A 6,884-nucleotide genomic window follows, 5' to 3' on the forward strand; every position below is an offset into this window, starting at 1 on the left:
GGATTCCATCGTGCGGAACCGCAAAAGATTATAAAAGAAGAGGGAGCCCTACTCTCCAGGGCTCCCTCTTCTTTTGCCGGCATCAGCCGGCGGGAACAGTCGTATCCTTTTTCTTCTGGTGCGATGCGTTTAAACAATCAGGCCGCAATACGTTTCTTCCTTCACATATCGCTTTTCCGCTTGCATCGCACGGGAAAAGACTCCATATGAGGATTCCCTTACGCCTGAGTGGTTTTCTCACCTTCCTGCGGCCAGGTCAAAGTTGGATTGATATCCTGCTTCAGGTCAGGTTCTTCCCGGACGTCCCCATCGGCAGTGATCTCCCAGCGGCCGATGGTATTCTCATATTCTATATTCTGGGCATCCCGGTAGGCAATGGTCAGCCGCAGATTGTCTTCCGGTTTGCAGGGCACTTCCAGGCGCTCCGTATGATAGAGGCCGCTGTCCGCGTCCCATGTGCCGGGGGCCGCCTCGGCCAAAGCCCCATTGCGGTACACGCGCAGTTCCACGGCGCAGCTGCCATCCTCCGCACCCTCCAGATGGATATCCTCCGCCTGTGTGGTCACTACGCCGTTCCGGAGCTCTCCCGCTTCAAAACGCGGGTTCGTCAACTGATATTTCTGGAGCCGCACCGGCAGCAGCATGGTCACATTGGCCCAGTTGTCCAGGGGCTCCCGAGTGGAGGAGTTCTCCGCCGTCTTCCCAGTCAGGTAGAGCCGGAAGCCGTTCAGAGAGTCCAGCGGCACCGCCACAGAGCCGTTGAACACACCGTCCGCCGTCTCTGTCAGAGGAAATTCCATGGAGGTATCCCCGGCTTCCACAAGCAGGCCAGGCGTCTGCCACTCTTTTAAGGTCACCGTGACCCCCAGAAGGAGCTGGTGGGTTTCCACGTCCATCCCCGCAGGCGCTACTTCGCAGTCCACCACCGGTGAGTCGCCGCCTTCCAGATGCCAGAGAAAACGCTTTGCCAATCCAGCCCCTGCCGTCAGCAATGCGGCACACAGCACCAGAATCACGACCTGCTTTCGCTTTTCCCTGAAGAACTGCATATGCTCTCCTTTCCCGAACCGGTTCGCCCGTTGTAAACTCTCTGCTCCAGTGAATCATGAAACCTGATCCCGATATGAGCTGTGGGAATTTTGCCGTTGCTGTGCTGTGCGGTCTTGTTGATCGAGATGTATTTCAGCGGCGGGGCCGGCAGCTCTTTTCAACAATATAAAAACACTTTTCCATGCAAAGTGCAACGCATTTTCGCGATGAATTTTCTGTCTGCGGAGACCGTAACCGTTTGCCCGCGAAAACGCCCTGATGCAAAAGAGGGAGCCCTATTTTGCAGGGCTCCCTCTTTGTAGTTTCCCATCTGCTGACAGGTCCCAGAGCACCGCCGCTCCGAAGCCGATCATCAGGCAGCGCATGGGCATCAGGCCGATGCTGTACCGCTCAAACGCAAACGTGGCGGCATAGATGGCCACATTTCCCAGATAGAGCGCCGCCAGGAAAAGGATCTGCCCCCGGCGCTTCTTTGTGAGGAGCGACAGTCCCAATGCCAGCACGCACAAAGCCAGGTTCAGCGTCTGGGCCTTCTCCACCCACCTTACCGGCACATGAAAGACCCTGTCCCAGTAAAAGACGCCGTTGATGATGGTCTTTGGCTTCAGGATTCCATAGGAGACCAGCAGGCTCTTGAGGTCCTTCTCCGCCCATGCGTGCAGGCGATACGAAGCCTTTGCAGCGTCATGCTGCAGCGAGAGGTATTTTTCATACCGCTCCGGCACCTGCCCGTTTTCATCCAGGTACGAGGCGTATTCCTCCGCAAAGGGCACATCCACGTTTGCGGTGTAATTCAGCTCATCGTCCTCCGGGTAGCCGTATCCCTGATACGTTCCCAGAAGGGAGGGGTTGCCCGCTCCGTATGTCAGGGGGACAAAATCCTGGAACTGGACATAGTTTCGGATCGTCCAGGGTACCAGAAAGCACAGCACCGCACAGGCCAGGATCACGCCCTGTTTGAGCAGCTTTTTGAACGGATACTTCACCGCCAGCAGGTACCCCAGCGCAAACAGGGGGTACAGGGCGATGTTGGCTTTGAGGAGCAGCGCACACAGGTAGGAGACAATGCACCCCGCCAGCGCCCTTCGGCTCTGGGTCTTTCCTAAGAGAAAGGTGCAGTAGATCATGGCGGAAAGGCAGAGGATGAACGGCGTCTCCGTCAGGATCAGATTGTCCGTCCAGACAAAGTCCACGCTGAAAAGGGGAAGGCAGGCCAGCAAGCCGCACCATTTGGGGGCGAACAGCCCCACGCTCTTGTAGAGGAACCAGGCCGTGGCGGTGCCCATGGCGATCCAGGTGAGCTTCAGCGCCCACCACAGCGCCGTGCCGTCCCCCAGAATCCACGCGAACAGCCCGATGAACCAGGTCATCCCCGGCATGGACTGGGCGCTGGGCGTGGTGCCGTGCATGGTGACCATTCCGGTCTGGGCGAAGCGGATGCCGCTTTTGATATAGCTGAGATCGTCGCTGGCCAGGGTGTAGTGGACGCCCAGCGTCCAAAGGGCCAGGAACCGCTCCAAAAACAGCAGGAGGAGCACGATGAAAATCGCGTGCTCCAGACACCAACGGACGGCCGGCATCTGCCGGAGTCTTTTTCCCTGGGGCGTCACGGCTTTTCCCCCTTGTCCCGCTCAGTCCGCTCCAGGGAAATACTCTGGGTGAGCCGCTTGATCTGGTCGGACTGTCTGGAGAGCAGGATGGTCTGCTTGAAGGAGAGGCTCAAAAGGGTCAGCACCCCCAGAAGATAAATGAAGTTGGATGCCTTCTCAATATGAACCACCCTGCACGCCCAGGTGATAACCGCGGGGCAGAGGGCCGCAAACACCATTCCCACCGCGATCAGGAGCCACGTGAGAGAAAATTTTACCAGCAGTTTTCCCTTCCGAATCGCCCGGAACACGATGACAAACACCACGCCCGCAAGGGCAAGCATCTCCGCACGTAAAAAGAATGACATCTGCTCAACCTCCTCTCTGCATGCACGCGCACGCCGTGGCCAAAGAGACCTTGATCATATAGTAAATGGACTGTTTCCACCCAATGGAGGATCTCCCGCCATTCCTGGGGAACATGTTCACCGGGGCTTCCGAAACGCGGAATCCCTTTTTCTGCAGCAGCACCAGTGACTCAGGCTCCGGATAATCGACCGGGTACTGCCGGGCAAAATAGGCCGCCACCGCCGGGGATGCCGCCCGGTATCCGGAGGTGGGGTCGGAGATGCGCAGGCCTGTGAGAATCCGCAGCAGCACCGAGAGATAGCGGATTCCCACCTGCCGGAGGGCCGTGGAGCGAAACTGGCTTGTCCTGTCCAAAAACCGGGACCCCACGCAAAAGTCCGCCGTTCCCTCCAGGATGGGGGCCAGGATGGCATTCAGTGACCGGATATCATGCTGACCGTCCCCGTCAAACTGCACCGCGGCATCATACTGATGGCTGGATGCGTAGAGGTATCCGGTCTGTACCGCGCCGCCGATCCCCAGGTTCTGTACCAGATGGACGCAGGGGTACCGGTTCTGCCGGCAGATCTCGCCGGTGCGGTCGGTGGAGCCGTCGTCAATGACGATATAGTCCAGCACGTAGCGCTCCTGCTGGGGATACGCCGTGATCTGGCGGATGGTGGCCTCGATGTTTTGTTCTTCATTATAGGCAGGAATAATCAGTAAAACCCGCTTTTGGGTCATGGGAAATCACCTTACTTTTTGCGGAAGATCCAATAGCGTGAAAAGAGATAGTTGAGAAGCACCGATACGAATGAGAGAATGACTTTGAGAATCAGCACTCCGCTGATCCCAAGCCATTCATATTTTGCCACGCCCAGCCCGTGGACGCCGATCAGCAATCCCAGCTCCTCCAGAGCGAAGGAAAAGAGTCTGGCCCCTGTAAACGCCGCAAATTCGTGGGCAATGACAGATGGGCGCCAGCCGGGAGATCGAAACACAAAGCGCTTGTTGGTCACGTATGCAAACGCCGTCGCCAGAACAAAAGACACTGCATTGGCCACAAGCGTGGCGCTTGTCCCCAGCAGCCAGAGCGCAGCGGCAAAACTCGCGTAGTTGACGATGGTTGTCAATACGCCGAAAAACAGATAGCGGATCTCTAGGCGATATTTATGATAGATTCTGATCATCCAATTCATACATCCATCCCCAGCCGGACGGCGTCAAACGCATCCGGGAACAGAGGTTTCCTTCCGCCATCCCATGAAATCCACCGGTCTCAAAAGTTCTCCATGTATCAAACCCTTTCCTGTGCAGATGTTCAACCTATATTTTGTAAACTTTTTGTCAAATGGAACGTCATTTCCCAAAATGAAACTGACAGCCACTTCCGCGCCGTATCATGGGGTGTCATATAAAGAACAGGAACCCCGGACATCTGCAACATGCCGGAGGAACCGGCGGCACCGCCGCTTCTCTCCCACCAAAAAGTTTACAGATTCGGTGTTGCAGAATCCCGTGGAAGCTGTCTTTTTGATATCGCAGATTGGAGGACCGCAATGATTACGACGTTCTTGTTGGAGATCGAAGAAGAAACCAATCGCAAATATATGGAATCTCTCTTTTTGAGCTACCAGCGCCTGATGTTTGCAATCGCAAAAGAATATTTGCCGAATACGGAGGATTGTCAGGATGTCGTTCAGGACGCGTTGGTCCGCTTGATCCGGCACCTGGACACGCTGAAACGGATTCCGGAAACGTCCCGTCCGGCATACATTGCATATACCGTAAAAAACAGTGCGATCAACCACATTGATCATCAAAAAGTGGTGGAAAAGCACAGGGCTCGCATCTCCGATGATCCGACCGTTCTTGACCGTTACCCCCAGTGGAATCCGGAACTGCACTCCATGCTCTTGGAAGATCTCGATCGGCTGCGCCGGATCTGGCCGAGGCTGTCGGAGCGTGACAGATTGCTGCTGGAAGGCCGGTACATCTGGGGATACCACGATGAGGAGCTGGCAAGAATGCTCTGTACCCACCCCAACAACATTCGCGCTTACTTGTCGCGGGCCAAAAAACGCGCGCTGAAATTGATGGAAAAGGAGGCTGACAGAAATGCGGGATCATGAGACGCTGGTCGCAGCATATGAAGACGCACTCTTCGCCCTGCTGATGGAGCACGTCGCTGAAAGCGAGGCCGAACATTACCTGGAATGGAATGAAACCCTCAAGAGCGATCCGGCCGCTGAGGTTCCTCCCAAACTGGAGGCTGCCTGTTTACAAACGATTGCCAGGGCGTGTTCAAAGGAAACCCGCAGAGCGGCCTTGGGCGCGGTCCGATCCGCCGCCCGCTTTGCGGCGGTCCTGGTGCTCGTATGTGCGATGGCTCTGACTGTGGCTGTCGCTGTATCTCCCGCATTCCGCGTGGACACATTGAATTTTGTGATCGAAGTCCTTCAGGATCACACGAATGTGACGTTCGGCAATGATTCCCTATCCGGGCAATCCGGGGATCTGTCCATCAACTGGATTCCAGAGGGGTATGCCTTCGCCGCATCTGACAGCGGTTCTCTTCGTTTTGAAAATGGAGAGGGCCACTGGATTCTGATCCGAAAGTGGGAGGGAGCCAGCAGCAGTATCAACATCGATACGCAAGACGCACAGATCCTGGAGGAAGTCCGCGTCAATGGAAATTCCGGTTTCTATTCCAAACAAGCAGGCCGTGCGCAGCTTACCTGGGGAGCCCCCGCTCACGATACTGTGGTGATGATCGCCGGAGATCATCTTACCAAAGCAGAGTTGCTGAAAATTGCCGAACAGACCAGTTTTTCATAATGGTGCGCATCCTCCGAATCTGGCGGCGGCATTGTTCTGGACGCTGTCAGTCCTGCTGGTCTGATTACCAAAGACAGACCAAGGAATTTTTACGGTAGAACCTGCCATATTTTCCTGACAAAATGCAATCCCTGAATGATCTGTACGGATACACGCAGATACCGCGCAGGGCAAAAAAAGCAGCCGTTTGATTGAACGGCTGCTTTTTATAATATGACCTTTCAAAAAAGGTATTTGCAGAAAAACCAGCTGTCGCCTTGGGTAAATCTTGCTCTATTTGCAACGGAAATGGAGTTTACACTGAATTTTGGATTGCCCTAAATTTATTTTTTCCCATAGTTTTCTTTTATTTTTTCCACGGTATAGTCAGCGATTACGACACTTATGATCAGCGCGATTATCCAACAAATCACTGCCAACATGTCAGTGATTACACTTAAGGTATTTCTAAAAATCAAATCAATCAAAAAACAAAAAATCAAAAAGTATACTATTGTAAAAAAAGCCTTGAGCATATAATTTCCCCCTTACTAAGTAATTTTGAATATTCTAAGATGGGAGAATCAGAAAGTGCTTACAAGAAAATTATAATAAAGAAATACGGATAGAGCAATGCTGTTATTATACAATGATATTCGCTATTTGTGAGGCAGAAGAAACAAAACAAGGGTACTGTTTTTTCACAAAAAGGAAAACCGCTGATTTCGTGAGAAATCAGCGGTTTTATGGAGTGTAAGACCAATTGAGATATTTGCGGAAATCCATGATTTTCAAGGCTTTGCGGGTCTTCACCCATTATTTTTTGGCGTTTTCGCTGCGATGGCTGTGGATTTTCCACCCGAGGGTCAATTTTAGTGTTCGACCAAAAAAGATGTCCGCTTTATCCATGCCGAAAGATTGACTGAGGGAAGCGCCTGCTTCATCGGACACATTATCCAAGGAGTTCGTCCAGCAGGTAGTTGTATTCCGGCAGCTGATCCGTGTACTCTTTCATCCATTCCCGCATAGCTCGCTTTTCCAGATTGGTGGCTTCCGTGTAATCCTCGCTGTGCCCTTCCT

Annotated in this window: 7 protein-coding genes; 2 read left to right on the forward strand and 5 right to left on the reverse strand. The window is 53.6% G+C overall.

Annotated features, from left to right (window positions below; genetic code table 11):
- Nucleotides 1-218: 218 nt before the first annotated feature.
- The 5 genes from QZL67_RS08205 to QZL67_RS08225 all read right to left on the reverse strand — a co-directional run bounded on the left by QZL67_RS08205 (nt 219) and on the right by QZL67_RS08225 (nt 4,186).
- Complete coding sequence (locus tag QZL67_RS08205) at nt 219-1,049, reverse strand: hypothetical protein (protein WP_022290242.1); 831 nt, start codon at nt 1,047-1,049, stop codon at nt 219-221.
- Between the two features lie 276 nt (nt 1,050-1,325).
- The gene (locus tag QZL67_RS08210) at nt 1,326-2,660 is read right to left on the reverse strand and encodes a glycosyltransferase family 39 protein (protein ID WP_022290243.1); all 1,335 of its coding nucleotides are present in this window, start codon (nt 2,658-2,660) and stop codon (nt 1,326-1,328) included.
- Nucleotides 2,657-3,007, reverse strand: coding sequence for a DUF2304 domain-containing protein (locus QZL67_RS08215; RefSeq protein ID WP_022290244.1), 351 nt, complete (start codon nt 3,005-3,007; stop codon nt 2,657-2,659). The genes QZL67_RS08210 and QZL67_RS08215 overlap by 4 nt, the downstream gene beginning before the upstream one ends.
- A gap of 4 nt (nt 3,008-3,011) precedes the next feature.
- Entirely contained in the window at nt 3,012-3,731 is a 720-nt protein-coding gene (locus tag QZL67_RS08220) for a glycosyltransferase family 2 protein (protein WP_022290245.1), read from the reverse strand.
- Nucleotides 3,732-3,742: 11 nt separating this feature from the next.
- Nucleotides 3,743-4,186: a GtrA family protein gene (locus QZL67_RS08225; protein ID WP_022290246.1), complete on the reverse strand. Its 444-nt coding sequence runs from the start codon at nt 4,184-4,186 to the stop codon at nt 3,743-3,745.
- A gap of 360 nt (nt 4,187-4,546) precedes the next feature.
- Between QZL67_RS08225 and QZL67_RS08230 the strand changes: the two genes are divergently transcribed.
- Nucleotides 4,547-5,119 (forward strand): RNA polymerase sigma factor, encoded by a 573-nt coding sequence (locus tag QZL67_RS08230; RefSeq protein WP_022290247.1) that lies wholly within the window; start codon nt 4,547-4,549, stop codon nt 5,117-5,119.
- Nucleotides 5,106-5,825, forward strand: a complete 720-nt coding sequence (locus QZL67_RS08235; protein WP_022290248.1) for a DUF4367 domain-containing protein — start codon at nt 5,106-5,108, stop codon at nt 5,823-5,825. Before QZL67_RS08230 ends, QZL67_RS08235 begins: the two co-directional genes overlap by 14 nt.
- Nucleotides 5,826-6,884 lie beyond the last annotated feature (1,059 nt).

This window comes from Oscillibacter sp. CAG:155 (assembly GCA_000436875.1).
GTDB lineage: Bacteria > Bacillota > Clostridia > Oscillospirales > Oscillospiraceae > Oscillibacter.